The sequence below is a fragment of the Kitasatospora sp. NPDC088346 genome, assembly GCF_044740765.1.
Classification (GTDB): domain Bacteria; phylum Actinomycetota; class Actinomycetes; order Streptomycetales; family Streptomycetaceae; genus Kitasatospora.
This window is the reverse complement of record NZ_JBIURH010000030.1, coordinates 67,177-81,854: the sequence shown is the minus strand read 5'-3', so window position 1 is coordinate 81,854 and position 14,678 is coordinate 67,177. Positions and strand designations below refer to the sequence as shown.

At 74.5% G+C, this 14,678-nt stretch carries 21 protein-coding genes and 1 pseudogene; 8 read left to right on the top strand and 14 right to left on the bottom strand.

The genetic code is table 11. The annotated features are described in order from the left end of the window. From ACIOFR_RS29610 to ACIOFR_RS29595, 4 genes are all read right to left on the bottom strand, one after another. Positions 1–311: pirin family protein (locus ACIOFR_RS29610; protein ID WP_401002281.1), on the bottom strand; the 311-nt coding region annotated here is incomplete at its 3' end. Then, positions 304–783 (bottom strand): OsmC family protein, encoded by a 480-nt coding sequence (locus ACIOFR_RS29605; RefSeq protein WP_401002280.1) that lies wholly within the window; start codon positions 781–783, stop codon positions 304–306. The genes ACIOFR_RS29610 and ACIOFR_RS29605, both read right to left, overlap by 8 nt. A 79-nt stretch (positions 784–862) precedes the next feature. After that, positions 863–1,168, bottom strand: a complete 306-nt coding sequence (locus tag ACIOFR_RS29600) for a GNAT family N-acetyltransferase (protein WP_401002279.1) — start codon at positions 1,166–1,168, stop codon at positions 863–865. Between the two features lie 93 nt (positions 1,169–1,261). Continuing rightward, complete coding sequence (locus ACIOFR_RS29595; RefSeq protein WP_401002278.1) at positions 1,262–1,672, bottom strand: YciI family protein; 411 nt, start codon at positions 1,670–1,672, stop codon at positions 1,262–1,264. Between the two features lie 121 nt (positions 1,673–1,793). Here ACIOFR_RS29595 and ACIOFR_RS29590 point away from each other — a divergent pair, with 121 nt between their 5' ends. Continuing rightward, positions 1,794–2,063 (top strand): hypothetical protein, encoded by a 270-nt coding sequence (locus ACIOFR_RS29590; protein WP_401002277.1) that lies wholly within the window; start codon positions 1,794–1,796, stop codon positions 2,061–2,063. Here the strand turns inward: ACIOFR_RS29590 and ACIOFR_RS29585 are convergent. Continuing rightward, positions 2,006–2,905 carry an alpha/beta fold hydrolase gene (locus ACIOFR_RS29585; RefSeq protein WP_401002276.1) on the bottom strand — a complete coding sequence of 300 codons (900 nt, stop codon included), beginning with the start codon at positions 2,903–2,905 and terminating at the stop codon, positions 2,006–2,008. The genes ACIOFR_RS29590 and ACIOFR_RS29585 overlap by 58 nt on opposite strands. Before the next feature lie 461 nt (positions 2,906–3,366). Here ACIOFR_RS29585 and ACIOFR_RS29580 point away from each other — a divergent pair. Then, positions 3,367–3,954: pseudogene (locus tag ACIOFR_RS29580) on the top strand (BTAD domain-containing putative transcriptional regulator); the annotation flags it as partial. A 118-nt stretch (positions 3,955–4,072) separates the two neighbouring features. Next, the gene (locus ACIOFR_RS29575) at positions 4,073–4,354 is read left to right on the top strand and encodes a hypothetical protein (protein ID WP_401002275.1); all 282 of its coding nucleotides are present in this window, start codon (positions 4,073–4,075) and stop codon (positions 4,352–4,354) included. Positions 4,355–4,383: 29 nt separating this feature from the next. Here ACIOFR_RS29575 and ACIOFR_RS29570 read toward each other — a convergent pair whose 3' ends face one another. Then, the gene (locus ACIOFR_RS29570) at positions 4,384–4,869 is read right to left on the bottom strand and encodes a pyridoxamine 5'-phosphate oxidase family protein (protein WP_401002274.1); all 486 of its coding nucleotides are present in this window, start codon (positions 4,867–4,869) and stop codon (positions 4,384–4,386) included. A gap of 147 nt (positions 4,870–5,016) precedes the next feature. On the opposite strand from ACIOFR_RS29570, the gene ACIOFR_RS29565 reads away from it, so the two are divergent. Then, positions 5,017–5,526, top strand: coding sequence for a GNAT family N-acetyltransferase (locus ACIOFR_RS29565; protein ID WP_401002285.1), 510 nt, complete (start codon positions 5,017–5,019; stop codon positions 5,524–5,526). A gap of 127 nt (positions 5,527–5,653) precedes the next feature. Continuing rightward, entirely contained in the window at positions 5,654–6,673 is a 1,020-nt protein-coding gene (locus tag ACIOFR_RS29560; protein ID WP_401002273.1) for an endonuclease/exonuclease/phosphatase family protein, read from the top strand. Positions 6,674–7,162: 489 nt separating this feature from the next. On the opposite strand, the gene ACIOFR_RS29555 is transcribed toward ACIOFR_RS29560, so the two are convergent. From ACIOFR_RS29555 to ACIOFR_RS29530, 6 genes are all read right to left on the bottom strand, one after another. After that, positions 7,163–7,447: a hypothetical protein gene (locus tag ACIOFR_RS29555; protein ID WP_401002272.1), complete on the bottom strand. Its 285-nt coding sequence runs from the start codon at positions 7,445–7,447 to the stop codon at positions 7,163–7,165. A 148-nt stretch (positions 7,448–7,595) separates the two neighbouring features. Then, positions 7,596–8,030, bottom strand: coding sequence for an SRPBCC family protein (locus ACIOFR_RS29550; protein WP_401002271.1), 435 nt, complete (start codon positions 8,028–8,030; stop codon positions 7,596–7,598). Positions 8,031–8,208: 178 nt separating this feature from the next. After that, positions 8,209–8,619 (bottom strand): transglycosylase SLT domain-containing protein, encoded by a 411-nt coding sequence (locus tag ACIOFR_RS29545; protein WP_401002270.1) that lies wholly within the window; start codon positions 8,617–8,619, stop codon positions 8,209–8,211. A 541-nt stretch (positions 8,620–9,160) separates the two neighbouring features. Continuing rightward, complete coding sequence (locus ACIOFR_RS29540) at positions 9,161–9,352, bottom strand: hypothetical protein (protein WP_401002269.1); 192 nt, start codon at positions 9,350–9,352, stop codon at positions 9,161–9,163. An 81-nt stretch (positions 9,353–9,433) separates the two neighbouring features. Continuing rightward, positions 9,434–9,985 (bottom strand): SMI1/KNR4 family protein, encoded by a 552-nt coding sequence (locus ACIOFR_RS29535; RefSeq protein ID WP_401002268.1) that lies wholly within the window; start codon positions 9,983–9,985, stop codon positions 9,434–9,436. A gap of 52 nt (positions 9,986–10,037) precedes the next feature. Further along, positions 10,038–10,379, bottom strand: a complete 342-nt coding sequence (locus tag ACIOFR_RS29530) for a hypothetical protein (protein WP_401002267.1) — start codon at positions 10,377–10,379, stop codon at positions 10,038–10,040. Between the two features lie 223 nt (positions 10,380–10,602). Between ACIOFR_RS29530 and ACIOFR_RS29525 the strand changes: the two genes are divergently transcribed. Then, positions 10,603–11,208 (top strand): dihydrofolate reductase family protein, encoded by a 606-nt coding sequence (locus tag ACIOFR_RS29525; RefSeq protein WP_401002266.1) that lies wholly within the window; start codon positions 10,603–10,605, stop codon positions 11,206–11,208. Positions 11,209–11,271: 63 nt separating this feature from the next. On the opposite strand, the gene ACIOFR_RS29520 is transcribed toward ACIOFR_RS29525, so the two are convergent. Beyond that, positions 11,272–12,162, bottom strand: a complete 891-nt coding sequence (locus ACIOFR_RS29520) for an NAD-dependent protein deacetylase (RefSeq protein ID WP_401002265.1) — start codon at positions 12,160–12,162, stop codon at positions 11,272–11,274. 182 nt (positions 12,163–12,344) lie between these two features. Here ACIOFR_RS29520 and ACIOFR_RS29515 point away from each other — a divergent pair, with 182 nt between their 5' ends. Both ACIOFR_RS29515 and ACIOFR_RS29510 read left to right on the top strand, forming a co-directional pair. Continuing rightward, complete coding sequence (locus tag ACIOFR_RS29515) at positions 12,345–13,370, top strand: ATP-binding cassette domain-containing protein (RefSeq protein WP_401002264.1); 1,026 nt, start codon at positions 12,345–12,347, stop codon at positions 13,368–13,370. Then, on the top strand, positions 13,367–14,170 hold the full coding sequence (locus ACIOFR_RS29510; RefSeq protein WP_401002263.1) for an ABC transporter permease: 804 nt from the start codon (positions 13,367–13,369) through the stop codon (positions 14,168–14,170). The genes ACIOFR_RS29515 and ACIOFR_RS29510 overlap by 4 nt, the downstream gene beginning before the upstream one ends. 30 nt (positions 14,171–14,200) lie before the next feature. On the opposite strand, the gene ACIOFR_RS29505 is transcribed toward ACIOFR_RS29510, so the two are convergent. Continuing rightward, complete coding sequence (locus tag ACIOFR_RS29505) at positions 14,201–14,635, bottom strand: nuclear transport factor 2 family protein (protein ID WP_401002262.1); 435 nt, start codon at positions 14,633–14,635, stop codon at positions 14,201–14,203. Positions 14,636–14,678: the final 43 nt, after the last annotated feature.

Here is a 14,678-nt window from a genome sequence, read left to right as displayed (position 1 = left end):
TGGAGGGTGCCGAGGCTGTCGCGGTGGAGGACTTCGCCCTGGTGGAGCCAGCTGACGGTCTGCAGGCCCATGTGGGGGTGGGGTGGGACCTGCATACCGGGTTCGTCCGCGATGTCGTCCGGGCCGTAGTGGTCGACGAAGCACCAGGCCCCGACCATCCGGCGGCCCAGGTTCGGCAGCAACCGCCGCACGACGGTGCTGCCGCCGAGCGCGGTCTCGCGCGGTGCCAGCAGTTCCCGGACGGGTCCGGCCGTGACGTCCCGGCGTCCGCCGCGGAGGGCGGCCGGGGAGGGGAGGCGGGGGTCACTCATGGTCGGCGGCCTCCGTCCCGGCGGGCGCGGGGCGGGTGGGCGTCCGGTGCGGGGCGGCCGGCACGATCGGGGTGCCGCCGCCGACGGCCCGGGTGACCGGGGTCCGGTCGGCGATGTCCAGCAGGCGGGCGCGCTGGGCGTCGTCCAGATCGCCCAGCAGGTCGATGCGGCGGGTGATCCGGGCGGTGCCGTCGCCCTTCTCGTACCCGAGGTGCACCCGGACGGTCTCCAGTGGCCAGTCCTTGCGACGGGCGTACATTCGCAGCGTGATGGCGGTGCAGGAGCCGAGTGCGGAGAGCAGCAGGCCTATCGGGGTGGGTGCGGTGTCTGCGCCGCCGGCCGACTCGGGTTCGTCGGCGGCCAGCGGGTGGCGGCCCGCGCGGATCTCCACGCGGTAGTCGTCGCCGGTGCTGGTGGCGACCGCGGCGGCCGACCTGACGAACTCCGGTGCCGCGGTGGTGGTGTGGTCCATGTCGTGGTTTCCGTCCTGGCTGTCCGTGCCGTGCCGGGCTGTCCGTACCGAGCTGGGGCGTCGGGTGGGGCCGGTGGGCCTACAGGCCGAAGCTGGCCCGCCGGGCTCCCGGCACCAGCTCGGTGTACTCGGGGTGCTTGCCCAGCCAGCCGCGGATGAACGGGCAGTAGGGGAGGACGGCCAGGCCCTGCTCCCGGGCGGAGTCGAGGGCGGTCCGGGCGAGCTGCCCGGCCAGGCCCCGGCCCTCGAAGCGGGCGTCGATCTCGGTGTGGATGAAGGCGATCTCGCCCTCCGAGCGGTGGTACTCGGCGAACCCGGCGAGCTCGCCGTCGTCGAGGACCTCGAACCGGGACCGGTCCGGATTGTCCAGCACGCTGGTGGTCATCACGTCTCCTGCTCCTTCTCGGGGGCCCGGCGGGCCTCGCTTGAGTAGTTTAGAGTTAAACTAGCCCAAGATCAAGAGCAGCCCGACGGACCGTCAGATCTCGGACCCGTCCCCGATCGGCCGCACGACCACCGCGCGCGGCGGGCTGCCGTCCGGCACCGGGCACCGCGTGACCCGGGTGGCGATCTCCGTCACCCGGTCGAGGCCTGCGCAGTCGAGCACCCAGTACCCCGCCATCAGCACCTCGCCCGCGCTGTACGGCGCGTCGGTCACCACCGGCTCCCCGTCCGGCCCGAGGATGACCGCCCGGGCCTGCGCCGGGTCGGTCAGCCCCTGCGCGTCCACCAGCTCCCCCGACGCGGTCAGCTCGTCGTTGACGGCCCCCATGAAGGCGAACATCGCCTCGACGTCGTCCCGTGACCACGCCGGCAGGCCGGGCGACGCCGTCCCGCGCATGGCGTCGTAGTCGCGCTGGGAGCCCTGGACCATCACGAAGAATCTCATGACCCCAGGTAACCGCCCCGCGGACCGCGCGCGACGGTACCCCGCCGGGCGGGCACCCGCGCGGGCGTACCGGCCGGGCCCGACGGGCGCCGGTGTCAGTGCGGGCTGGAATGCTGCCGGTATGGACGACGCGCTGATGAGGGGCCGGGTGTACGGAGCGGACCACGACGATCCCGATCCCGGCCCGCGCCCCGGGCGCCGCTACCGCGAGCTGGTGGCGGGCCCGCTGGACGGGCTGCTGCTGGACGTCACCGGCTGGAGCGACGAGCAACTGCGCACCGGCGCGGCCCTGCCCACCGAGATCGGCGCCCACGGACCGGGCGGCCGGGCCCACTACGCGCCCCGGCCCGCCGATCCGAGGCGCTGGGACTGGGCCGGCGACACCCCCTGACCCTCGCCGCGACCGTCGCCGCCCGGGCCGCCGGGCAGCCCCAGGACGGCCACGGCGGCTTCCCGGATCTTCCGCGCCACGGTCCGCGGCGCGGACCGGTGTGCGGTGTGGCCGCACCCCGGCAGCGTGACCACCTGGGCGTCTGGCAGTGCCGCGGCCAGGTCGGCGAGCCGTTCCCGCAGGTGGGCCGGGCTCTGCCCGCCCTCCAGCAGGGTGGCCGGCAGCCGCAGACCGGTGAAGCGCCCGGTCCCGACGCCCAGCGCGTCGAGCGCCCGGATGTCCGCCGCCTGCGCCGCCGCCCGCCGGGTCAGCAGACGCCGCGTGCCGGGATCCCGGAGCAGCGTCTCGACCTGCGCGGCCGGCAGCCCGACGATGTCACGGAGCTGGATGCGCACCGCCCCGGTCGCATCGCCCGCCTCCAGCGCGGCGGTCGCCCGCACCGCGGCCACCCCGCCGACCTGCGACCTGGACGGCACCGGCGGCTCGTACAGGAACAGGCCGCGGAACGCCGACGGGTCGACCAGCGCGGCCTCCAGTGCGGCGATCGCCCCCGAGGAGTGCCCGACCAGGAGGGCCGGCTGCCCGAGGGCGGCGGCGACCGCCAGGACGTCGGCGGCCTCGACCGCGCACGAGTGCGCCGCCCCCGCGGCCGGCGCGCCGTCCGCGTAGATCCGGCGGTTGATCCTGACGACGCGGAAGTCCTCGACCAGTGCCGCGGTCACGCCGTCCCACGAGCCGGGGTCCTCGCCGCCGCCGTGGACGAGCAGCAGGGCCGGCCCGGAGCCGTCGTCCAGCGCGGTGACGAGGGTGCCGTCGGCCGATGTCGCACGGAGTTCAGTCATGACGCGAGCATGCACCACCGAACGGCCCCGCACCGCCAGGCCGTCCGCGACACCGGCAGTCCCCGGCGCACCCCCGCGGCACGGCGGACCTGGCGCCGACGGGGTGCCGGCGGGCGGACCTGGTCCAGACGGTGTCGTCACCGCGGGTCGCTGCGGTCGGAGCGGGCATGCGTGTCTCCCCTGCCGGGCGGGTGTTCCGGATCGGCCCGGGCGGGCCCGGCCCGACTGTGCCCCGGTGCGCTCACCCGCGGATCACACTGGCCACCATGCAGCGCACAGCACCATCGGTGAGCGGCCGTCAGGCCCGCCACGGGTTCGGAACCGGGGGACGACGGGGATGCGGTTCGCACTGCTCGGCCCGCTGGAGGTCGAGTCCGACGACCTGCCGCAGCCGGTGACCGGCCCGAAGGTACGGCTGCTGCCGGCCGTCCTGCTGCTGAACGCCAACCGGGCCGTGCCGGGTGAACGCCTGCGCGCCGCACTGTGGGGGGAACGGCCCCCGCGGGCGGCCGGCTCCGCCCTGCACAACCTCGTCGCCCGCCTGCGGCAGGCCCTCGGCCCCCCAGGGCACGGCCCGGCTGCGCTCCACCGAGCTCGGGTACCTCCTCACCGTCCACCCGGGCGAGTTGGACACCGACCAGCTGGCACGGCACCTGGAACGCGCCCGCCGGGCGCACCTGCGCGCGGACTGGTCCGCCGTCGAGCGCGAGGCCGACGGCGCACTCGCGCTCTGGCGCGGCGAACCCTTCGCCGACCTGCCCCCGCTCGCCGACGCCCCGCAGGCCGTGCACGCCCGGGAGATGCACCTCCAGCTCCGGGAGTGGCGCCTCGACGCGCTGCTGAACTCCGGCCGCCGGACCGGCCTGGTCGCCGAGCTCACCGTCCTCACGGACGAACACCCCCTGCGGGAGGGCTTCCACCGGCAGCTGATGCTCGCCCTGCACGCGGCCGGTCGGACGGCCGACGCCCTGGCAGCCCACCACGCGCTGCGCCGGACCCTGGTCGACGAACTCGGGATCGAACCCGGGACGGCCGTCCGTGACGCCTACCGGAGCATCCTCACCGGGGGACCCGCCCGCCCCCGCGCCGCCTGCCGCCCCCGCGCCGCCCGCTACCGCCGTCGGCAGGCCTCAACCGGTGTGTTCCGGGCCGGAGTTCGACGCGGCCTTGGCCGAGTTCGCCTGGCTGGTGCCGAACCCCCCACCCACCGGATCCGCCTCCCAGGCCGCGCAGCGCCTGCTCACCGTCTGCGGCAGGATCCCGCTCGCCCTGCGCCTGGTCGAAGCCCGACTGACCCACCCCGACCGGACGTTGGGCACGGTGGCCCGGCAACTGACCGAGGTCTCCAACCGGATCGCGGTCGGGTACGCGCTCGCGCCCCTGGCCCGCATCCGCCGCCTCGTCGACACCCCGGCCGGCCCGGCCGGTTCCCATTCTCCGGAGTATTGACCGGCCCTCGCCACGGGGGAACCGGCCGCCTACCGCTGCCTGCGGTCCGCCAACTCCTGCACGGCGGAGGGGATCCGGGTCTCGAAGTCCAGCACCTTCGCCCAGGAGGGGGTGACGGTGATCCGGGTCATGGACTCGTACAGCCGGCGCACCTCCGCCTCCCAGGCCGGGAACGCCTCGGGATCCAGGTAGCGCCGGCTGGCGTCCAGGAACTCCTCCGGTACGCCCTCGACGGTCTCCAGGGCCGCGGTGCCCCGCACCAGCAGCACGTTCGGCGGGAAGACGTCGGTGTCGACGGTCAGCGCCACCCGCGGATCCGCGGTCAGCGCCGCCACCTTCGCCGACCCTGGGACGGTGCACAGCACGAAGTGCGTACCCGTCCACGTGTACCCGATCGGCACGACCCGCGGCGCGCCGTCCCGGCCCGTGTACGCCAGCCGGGTCAGCCGGCAGGAGGCCAGCAGCCGCTGCGCGACCGGATCGGCGAGCTGCGCCGCCACCTCGGACCTGTCCATCCCCGGCACCTTCCGTCAGCCACCGAACCCGACCGGGCACCACTCTCCCCCGCACCGCGTCCCGCCCGCCCGCGCCACGCCCGCGAACCACCCCCGGCCGACGGAAAACCGGCTGCCCCGAACGGCCCGCCGGGAGACCATGGCCCGATGACCGTACGCGCCGTCCGCACCGCCGAGCTGCCCCTGCTCCAGGACATCGAACGGGCCGCCGGGCAGTGCTTCCACGAGGTCGGCATGCCCGAGATCGCCGACGACGAGCCGCTCCCGCTCGACGAACTGGCCCGCTACCGGCGGGCCGGCCTGGCCTGGGTCGCGACGGACCCGGCGGACGTACCGGTGGCCTACCTGCTCGCCGACCGGGTCGACGGCAACCTCCACGTCGAACAGGTCTCGGTCCACCGCGACAGTGCCCGCCGGGGCATCGGCCGCACGCTCCTGGACCACCTCGCCGGGCACGCCGCGGGCGAGGGCGTCCCGGCCCTGACCCTCACCACCTTCGCCGAGGTCCCGTGGAACGCGCCCTACTACGCGCGCTGCGGGTTCCGCCCGATCGAGGACTCCGCGCTCGGCCCGGGCCTGCGGGAGATCCGTGACCGGGAGGCCGCCCACGGCCTCGACCGGTGGCCGCGGCTGGCGATGCACCGGTCCCTGGCCTGACGCGCGGCTCCGCGGCCCCGGCGGAACCGGCGGGCCCGCGGTCGGCGTCTCCAGCCGGAGGCGCCGGGGGATGATCACCTGCGCGGGGCGCGACACAGTGTGACACGGTGGGATGCGGGGGAGCGGCATGGCCGAGGTGACGACGGCAGTGGTGACGGACAGTGACGCGCCCGCCGGGCGGCGGCGTCGTCGCAGCGTGCTGCGCACGGCGGCGGTGGTGGTCTGCTGCCTCGCCCTGGTGGGGCCGGCGGTGCTGCTCCTGACCCGGCTCGCCGGCTGGGACGACGGCACGGTGCTGGCGATGCCGATGTCGACCCTGCCCTACGCGACCCTGGCCACCCTGGTCGTGCTGGCCGCCCTGCTGGCGCTGCGCTCCTGGCGCACGGCTGCCGCGGCCGGTCTGCTGGCGGCCGTCCTGCTGGCGCTGGTCGGGCCGCGCTTCGTCCCGGACGGCGCTTCCGTGCCCGCCGCCGCCCCACGGCTGCGGGTCGCCACCAGCAACGCCTACCTGGGACAGGTCGACGCGGCCGCGTTGGTCCGGCTGGTCCGGGAGCAGCGGGTGGACGTGCTCGCCGTGGAGGAGCTCAGCCCCGGCGCGGCGCGCCGGCTCGACGAGGCCGGGATCGGTGAGCTGATGCCGTACCGGGAGCAGCCGAACAACAACGACACCGCGCTGTACTCGCGGCTGCCGTTGACCCGGCTCGACGCCTCGGACCCGGCGGCGGCGCGGGGTCAGGTGGGCGCGCAGGTCACCGTGGCGGGGCACCGGGTCCGCCTGGTGGCCGTCCACACCTACTACCCGCTCGGAAACGCCCGCAAGTGGGCCGACGGCTTCGAGGGGCTGGAGGCCGCGGCCCGCGCGGACACCCGTGACTCGGTGCTGATGGGCGACTTCAACGCCACCCTCGACCACGCGCCGATGCGCGCCCTGCTCGACACCGGCCTGACCGACACCCACGCGGAGCTCGGCCGGGGCGGCTCTCCGACCTGGCCGGAGCACAACGCGGACTTCCCGTACCTCCCGCCGATCATCCAGATCGACCACGTGCTGCACGGCGGCGCGCTGACCGGCGTCGACGTCTCCGAGCACACCGTCCACGGATCGGACCACCGCGCGGTGGTCGCCGAGTTGGCGGTGACCGGCTGAGTCACCGGTGACGGGGAGTCACGGTTTCCCCGGTTGTGGCCGGTGGGCGTGACCGTCGGTGACATCGCCTCAGGACGCCGGGCCGGCCGCCCGGATTGCCGTGCGCGGCGGCCACTGGCCCGGCGTGCCGGTCGTACGGTGGTAGGAGCGAGCGACGACGCTGGGAGTGGTGGCGATGTCCGAGCCGTCCGCAGTCCCCATGATGACCTGCACCGGTTGCGGCCGTACGGTGCCGTGGACCCCGTACGGTGGGTGCTCCTGGCCCTGCTACGACCGTCCCCGGGAGGATCCCCGGGACGTACCGGTCCCGGAGCCGGCCGGCCCGGCGCCCGAGGTGTCCTGGTCCGTGCGGCCGGGCCGGGTCGGGGTCGGGCGCCGCCGTCACCACCGGTAGGACGGGTCCGGCGTGGCAGCGCGGCGCAGCCGGGCGGCCGTGCAGGTGAGGGTGCGGACTCCGGCGACGGCTGCGGGAGCCGGGGCGGGGCGGGGTCAGATGCGGACGCTGTGGCCGGTGGTCGAGCTGACCGACTGCCCCGCCGGTGCGGGGTGGGAGGGCCCGGTGCAGTCCGCGGTCGGGTAGATGTACGCCGTGGCGCCGGTGTGGTTCTGGAGGGTGAGGGGTGCGGTGAGGTCGCGGTAGCAACCGCCCGGATCCGTGACGGTGCGGCCGTTCAGGGTGAGTGTCCCGGTCGCGGCGTCGGCCGGGCCGGGAGCGGCCAGGGTGAGCAGGCAGGGGCCGGCCAGGGCCGCGGCGGTGAGGGCAAGGCGTCGCATCGGCGTCCTCTCGTGATGGTCCGTCAGTACGCGCTCACTCTCGACCCCAGGCGTCCGCGCAGGCAAAACGCCGTCACCCGAACGGCCGGGGTCCCGGGCGGCGGTCGCGACCCGGCTGCAGGCTGCGGGCCGCGGGCGGCGGTGCGGACTACGGGCGGCGCTCGGCCGTGGCGCGGAGGTATCGCAGCCAGCGTTCCAGGGACGAGTCGAGGGCCGCCCGGAGCCGCTCCGGCCGGATGTCGACGGGGGCGTCGCTCCGGGATTCCTCGGTGTGCACCCGGACGGCTCCGTCGACCTGCTCGAAGGTCCATACGTGGATGCCGTCGATGCCCTGCGCCGGCCCGCCCCAGACGATCCGCCGGTACGGCACCAGTTCGAGCACGGTGGAGGTGATGTCGAGGCCGTGGGTCAGCCAGCGGAAGGAGGAGCCGCGCGACAGCGGCCCGGCGAGCTCGGCCCGCTCGACGTCCGGATGCCAGATCGGCCATGCCGCGATGTTGGTGTGCAGTGTCCAGACCCGGGTGAGCGGGGCGTCGACGGTGGTGGAGCGCCGGACGACGACGGGCGCGGAGGGGCGGGGCATGGCGGATCTCCTTGGGCGGCCGGGACTGCTGAGTGGTCGGTCACTCATCTCTCGATGTGTGAGTAGTCAATCACTCATTTCTCGGTGGCGGCAACCTCGACGGGAGTTCGGGAACGCCCGAAGGGCCCGGCGCGCTGTCGCGCACCGGGCCCTTCGGGTCACCGCTGGAACGGTTCGATCAGTACCAGTGGTGGGTCTGCCAGAACGCCCAGGCGGCGTTCGGGCTGCCGTACCGCTCGTTCATGTAGTTCAGGCCCCACTTGATCTGGGTCGCGGGGTTGGTCTTCCAGTCCGCGCCGGCCGAGGCCATCTTGGAGGCGGGCAGCGCCTGGACCAGGCCGTAGGCACCGGAGGAGGCGTTGGTGGCCGTGACGTTCCAGCTGCTCTCGTGCGCGACGATCTGGTTGAACGAGGCCAGCTGGTTGGCGGGCACGATCTGCGCGGCGATCGCCTGCACCGAGGCGGGCGAGTAGGCGGGGGTGGCGGCGGACGCGAGGGTGGGGGCGACGGCGCTGCCGAGGGCTGCGACACCGGCGGCGGACGCGAGGAGCGCGGCCGAGGCGCGCAGACGGGTGGAGAAGATTCGCATGAAGGAATTGCCTCAATCGGTTGGCTACGCTCCCGGCCGCCGCGACCGTCGGCCGGATGGTGGCCGAGGGGGCGGAGCGGGGCGTGGGGCACCTCATGGAGCGAGGGCCTGAACGGGCGCCGCGGCCTGACAGGTTGCTGCGGCGTCTGACGACTTCGCCATTGTTAGCGGCGGAATCGCCCGTGGCCAAGGGGTCCTGATACGACGGGCGATCGTAGTGGACATCGATTTTCGCCCGGCTCGGGCGACCGCTTCGGGAGGGGCCGGCGGCGATCTAAACCTCTAAAAATCGGGCATTTCGGTCAAAATTTCACGGTCTTCCGGCCTCGCGGCCCGGTTGTGCCCGCGGATCCGGTCCGATCCCGGTCTTCGCGGCAGGCGGGGTGGCATGCCGTCGGCGGCCCGACCCGGGCGATCAACTACCGGGGATCGTAGGCCTGCGGGGGCGTGTGAGCACCCTCACCGCCCACCCTGTGTGCGGCGGGCCGACGAGCACTCTCCGTGTGCGGAGCAACCCGTCGCCGGCACGTCCGGGCCCGCATCAGCCGACGGCGAGCGCCGCGACGAGCAACAGGACCACCAGGGCCGCCACGAACAGCCAGCCGCCCCCGCTCGACGGCCACCTCATCGGTTCCCGGCGCCGGGAACCGGCCGTACTCCGCCGGCCGGCGTCCCACCCGCTGTCCCAGGCGCCGCCACTGTCGCCGTTGCTGTCGCTGCCGGGGTCGGTCATGGTGCGGATCCTTCGTCGTGACGGGCGGCCAAGCCTGCCACGGCGTGCCCCGTCCCCCGGCGCCGGGGTCGGCCCGGCGGGTCAGGCCAAGGGCTCGTGGCGTGCGCCCGGGCCCGGCCAGCCGCCGTGCATGAAGGCGGGGCGGTCGACCCGGCGGAAGCAGCGCAGCAGGAACTCGGTGAACGTACCGGCCGTCTCGAACCACTCGCCGGCCTCGCTGTTGACCACGATCCGCCACTGCGAGGGGTCCTCCTCGACGGCGAGGAAGAAGTACCGGCCGCCCTCCTCGTCGCCGCCCCACATCAGCAGGGCGCCCGCGTCGACGTCCGACTCCTGGAAGTCCCAGGGCTCGTCGGCGATGTCGGCGTACCAGGACGGCAGCGCGGGAGCCGGGCCCCAGTGGCTCTCCATCGCGGACCCGGAGTCGTCCGCCGGGCGGTCGATCGTGAGGTAGCCGTCGACCGTGCCGGAGCCGTACAGGTCGAGGAACGCCTTGTAGTCGACCGGGAGCCGGCGCCCGAGGTGCCGTTCACTGGCCTCCCAGACCGCCGGCCGGGCCCAGCCCCAGCATGTGGGCTCTCCGAGCATCGCACTCAGCTGTTCCAGTGCCGATCCGCCCTCTGCCGTCGCCATGGCGGCATTCTGGTGCACGGGACCGACAGCGTGACGGCGCGGTGCGGGGTGCTCAGCGCGGCACGGACCAGACCGGGCACAGCGCGGTGTGGGAGCTGAGCATGACCACCGTCCCGCCGTCCATGACCTCCCGGGTGAGCACCACCTCGCAGCAGGACGCGGTCCGGGGCCGAGCCGCCACCAGGGCCTCAGCCGGCTCGTACCGGTCCGGTGCCTCGGTACGCGGCCAGTACGGGGTGTCGCGCGCCGGCGGGGTGACGGGGCCGGTCAGCGGAACCGCGAAGGGCCTGGCCCGGCGGCCCTCGGGTGTGCCGCGGCGGGGGACGCGCTCGACGGAAACCCCGAGGGCGCGGGCTCGGGCGTGCAGGCGACGGCGGTCGCGGCGTTCGGACATGACCACTACCTTGCCCGTCCGGGCCGCCTCCGCGCCAGCTCCGAGGTCCGCACGCGTCCGGCGGGGCCGCCCTCGTCGCCGTACGACCCGTCAGCCGTGCTGCCGCCGGCCGAGGTTCACCCGTTCTGTCGGTGCGGGGCCCTATGTTCTCCACAACACCACCCGCAGCGCAGCACCACTCGCCGCGCAGCACCACCCGGTGCCAGATCGAGGAGCGAAGCCCGTGCGTATCGTGGTCAGCGAGTTCATGAGCCTTGACGGTGTCGTGCAGGCGCCCGGCGGTCCCGAGGAGGACACCGACGGCGGGTTCGCCCACGGCGGCTGGTCGCACCCCTTCTTCGACCCGGAGGTGGTGGGCGGCGCGTTCGACGAGGCGCTGGGCAGGGCGGAGGCACTGCTGTTCGGACGCCGCACCTGGCAGACGATGGCTGCGGCGTGGCCCGAGCGGGCCGGCGATCCGTTCGCCGACCGGATGAACGCCATCCCGAAGCACGTCGTCTCCCGGACGCTCTGCGACACCGCGCTGACCTGGGAGAACACCACCCTCATCGCCGGGGACGACGCCGTCGCCCGGATCGGCGAGCTGCGCGAGGCCCCCGGCGGCGACCTGCTGGTGATGGGCAGCCCCACCCTCGTGCGCACGCTGCTCGCCGAGGGCCTGGTCGACGAACTCCGCCTGGTCGTCATGCCGGTGCTGCTCGGCGGCGGAAAGCGGATCTTCCCCGAGGACGGCGCGCTGCGCACCCTCGAACTGGTCTCCACCGTCACCAGCGGCACCGGCGTGAACGTGTGCACCTACCGGCCGGTCGCAGCCGGCCAGGTGGACTGACCACGAGCGTTGTCGACACGGCTGATCGGGGGCCGGGCGATCGGGCCGCCTGGGCCTGGGCCGTCAGCGTGCGGACGCCCCGCCGGTCAGCCGTTCCGCGAGGGAGGTGAGCGCCGCCCCGAGCGGACGGGCGACCCGGACCGCCGCGTACTCGTCCCCGCGGGTCGCGCCCTGGTTGACGATGGCGACCGGCTTTCCGGCTCGTGCCGCGTGCCGGACGAAGCGCAGGCCCGACATGACCGTCAGCGACGAGCCGAGGACCAGCAGCGCGCGGGCCTCGTCGACCAGGTCGTAGCACTGCTGGACCCGGGGTTTGGGCACGCTCTCGCCGAAGAAGACCACGTCGGGTTTGAGGACGGCGCCGCAGGCCTCGCACGGCGCGATGCGGAAGCCGTCCACCAGCTCCTGCGGCAGTTCGACGTCCCCGTCCGGATTGACCCGCGCACCGGTGTCCCGCAAGGCGCCGTTGAGGGCGTGCAGGCGCAGGTCGAGCTCCGCGCGCGAGCTGGTGCGCCGGCACTCCAGGCAGATCACCCGGTCGAGGCCCCCGTGCAGCTCCACGGCGTCGAGTGTGCCGGCGGCGCGGTGCAGCCCGTCGACGTTCTGGGTGATCACGGCCGACACGTGGCCGGACCGGCGCAGCGCCTCGACGGCGCGGTGCCCGGCGTTGGGCTCCGCCCGGGCGATGGCCCGCCACCCCACGTGGCTGCGCGCCCAGTAGCGGCGCCGGCCCTCCTCGCTCGCGACGAACTCCTGGTACGTCATCGGGGTGTGCCGCCGCAGGCTGCCGGTCGCGCCGCGGTAGTCGGGGATCCCCGACTCCGTGGAGAGCCCCGCGCCGCTCAGCACCGCGACATCCCGGCCGGCCAGCAGGTCCTCGATCGCCGCCAGGGCGTCGGCGTGCGGTGCGGCTCCGTCGGCCGCCGTCCCGTCCAGTGGGGCACGCGTAGGCATGCGGACAGCTTAGATCGGAGGACGATGGAAGGTGGCCCGGCCCGGTCACCCCGGCCACTTCGGCCGGCCCGGTCACCCCGGTTCCTGGACGGCCGGGCGGGCGCGGGACCGTCGCGTCGCCGACGGATCGTGTCGCGGGCGGGTCACGTCGAGGACAGGTCGAGGACAGGTGAGGACAGCCGATGGGACAGGCAGCCATCAGCGTCGTCGGTCTCAGCAAGCGGTACGGGTCGGTGACCGCCCTGGACGGGGTGGACTTCGAGGTCCGGCCGGGGACGATCTTCGGGCTGCTCGGTCCGAACGGCGCGGGCAAGACGACGGCGATCCGCATCCTGACCACGATCCTGCGCCCGAGCGGCGGCCACGCGGCGGTCCTCGGTCACGACGTGGTCCGGGAGGCCGCCACCGTCCGCCGGCTGATCGGGCTGGCCGGCCAGTACGCGGCCGTGGACCCGAACCTCACCGGCCGGGAGAACCTTCGGCTGATCGGCCGCCTCACCCAGCTGCCCGGGGCCCGGATCCGCCCGCGGGCGGGCGAGCTGCTGGACCGGTTCGACCTGGCGGAGGCCGGTGACCGCCCGGTCCGGACGTACTCCGGCGGCATGCGGCGACGGCTGGACATCGCCGCGGCGCTCGTCCCCGAGCCGCCCGTGCTCTTCCTGGACGAGCCCACCACCGGCCTCGACCCGCAGAGCCGGACCGCCCTGTGGCAGCTGATCCGCGAACTGGTCGGCGACGGCACCACCGTCCTGCTCACCACCCAGTACCTGGAGGAGGCGGACCGGCTCGCGGCCCGGGTCGTGGTGGTGAACGACGGCCGGATCATCGCCGACGACACCCCCGCCGCCCTCAAGGCGCGGCTGGGCAACACCGTGATCGAGCTGGGCATGGGCGATGACGCCCGGGCCGGGCGGGCGGCCGCCGTCATCGCCGGAAGCACCGCGGAGGCCGCCGAGCAGGAGGGTGCCCTGCTCCGGCTGGCCTCCCGGGACGGGTCCCGGCTGCTGCTCGACGTCCTGCACTCGCTGGAGTCGGCCGGTCTCGTGCCGCGGACGGTCACCGTCCGCGAATCCAGCCTGGACGACGTCTTCCTGGCCCTGACCGGGCACCGCACCGGCACCGCCGCCTCCGCCTCCGCCGCCTCCGCCTCCACCGCCACCGGCACGGGACCGGCCGGCGGAGCCGACGACCCCGGAGGCGCGCCATGACCGTCATCGACGCCGGGCACCTCGGCACCCGGATCGCCGCGCCCGTCCGGGACGGCCTCGCGGTCGCCTGGCGCAACCTGATCGCCCTGCGCCGCGTCCCGCGGCTGCTGGTCTTCTCCACCATCCAGCCGCTGGTCTTCGTGCTGATGTTCCGGTACGTCTTCGGCGGGGTGGTCGGCCCGGCCCTGCCGCCCGGTGTCACCTACGTCGACTTCCTGATCCCCGGCATCTTCGTGCAGACCGCGGTCTTCGGGTCGATGAACACCGCGATCGGCCTGGCGACCGACATGCAGACCGGCCTGATGGAACGGTTCCGCTCGTTGCCGATGGCGCGGTCGGCGGTGCTCTCCGGACGCACCATGGCGGACCTCGCCCGGAACGTCTTCGTGGTGGCCCTGATGACGGCTGTCGGCTTCGCGCTGGGCTTCCGGATCCACGCCGGGGTGCCCGCCTTCCTGGGCGGGGTGCTGCTGGTGCTGGCGTTCGGCTTCGCGATGTCGTGGATCTTCGCGGTGGTGGGGATGGCCGTCGGCGACCCGGAGACCGCGCAGGCCGCCGCCTTCCCCGTCCTCGCGCCGCTGGTCTTCGCCTCCTCGGCGTTCGTGCCGGTGGAGACCATGCCCGGTTGGCTCCAGGCGTTCGCCAACCACCAGCCGGTCTCGAAGACCGCCGAGGCCGTCCGGGTGCTGGTCCTGGGCGGGCCGGCCACCGAGGTGGTCTGGGAGGCGCTCGCCTGGGACGTCGGGATCATCGCCGTGTTCGCGCCGCTCGGCGTGTGGTTCTACCGCCGGGCGGTGTAGCGCGGGCGGCGGTGCGGCGGGCTTCCGGCACTACCCGGCGGCGGCCGGGTCCGGGACGAGCCCGTCGGCGACCAGGCCTTCGAGGACGGCCTGACCGAGCGCGTGCACGGCGGACTGCGGGCGGACCATCACGGTGAACTCCTTGACCCGGCCGCTCCCGTCGAACTGGAGCAGGTCGATGCCGTGGATCTGGGTGCCCCGCACGGTGGCCCGGAACGGCAGGACCACCGAGGGGGCCTCCTGCCCGTCCGTGCCGGTCTCCGCCGTGCCCTCGAAGTGTCCGACGTAGCGGAGGTCGTCGAAGGTCCGCAGCAGGACGCCGAAGAGCCCGAGCACCATGGCCTTCCCCTCGAACGGCCGGAACTTCACCGGGCTGAAGAGCCGGATGTCGTCGGTGAACAGCTCGTCCAGGGCGTCGAGGTCGCGCTTCTCGACGGCGGCGCGGAAACGTGCGGCGGTGTCCATGGTGGGTGGTTCCTCCCCTACTCAAAAATCTGACTAGTCATTT